Source organism: Vibrio sp. 2132-1, from assembly GCF_033344315.1.
This window is the reverse complement of sequence record NZ_JAWPON010000410.1, coordinates 1-661: the sequence shown is the minus strand read 5'-3', so window position 1 is coordinate 661 and position 661 is coordinate 1. Positions and strand designations below refer to the sequence as shown.

The 661-nt window shown below is 46.7% G+C and carries 1 protein-coding gene; it reads right to left on the bottom strand.

Going from position 1 to position 661, the window contains the following annotated elements; all coding sequences use genetic code 11:
- Nucleotides 1-643, bottom strand: a 643-nt coding sequence (locus tag R8N47_RS25720) for a paraquat-inducible protein A (protein WP_318186167.1), incomplete at its 3' end; no start/stop codon positions are given.
- Nucleotides 644-661: the final 18 nt, after the last annotated feature.

Here is a 661-nt window from a genome sequence, read left to right as displayed (position 1 = left end):
ACTCGATTGCCGGAATAAAGTGCCCCCACAGCCAGCTTTTATCGACCATCGAAATGCATTTCACCACCAATATCGTGTATACACAAAACGCCCAAAACGAGCTGCCCATGCCGATGTCGGCCAGAGACGCAATTTTAATTAAGCTCACCAATACGCCAATTAAAAACACATCGACCATTAACCACGGTTCAACTCGAAACAGAATTCGGCAAAGTACTTTGGCCATACGCTGCTGCTTTTTAGACGGCGGATGGTTGCGAACTTTTAACGCCTCAAGGTGCAGAAAAAGGATCAAACCCACATAGATAGCTGGCAAAACGACGACCGTCGCGAGCAGAAGCGCACCAAGAAGGGCGTTTTGAAATTCAGCCAGCATTTTGGCTGCGTGAAGCAGAGTGATCTCTTGCGACAACCCTTGCACGCTGAATGACATGAATGGGAAAGAGATACTGAGCACCAGCATGATCAAACACGCAGACGATACCGCAATCACGCTTTGATAAGGCTTGGCGTTAATTTTTGTAAGTGAATGCGAACATCGAGGGCATTGAGCTTTTTGCCCTTGCTCGATTTCCGGAATGCGGACGACAAGGCCACATTCTTCGCAAGAAATTAACTGACGTGAATTAGGTTGAATACTCATTGGGTAGGTTTTGAATTC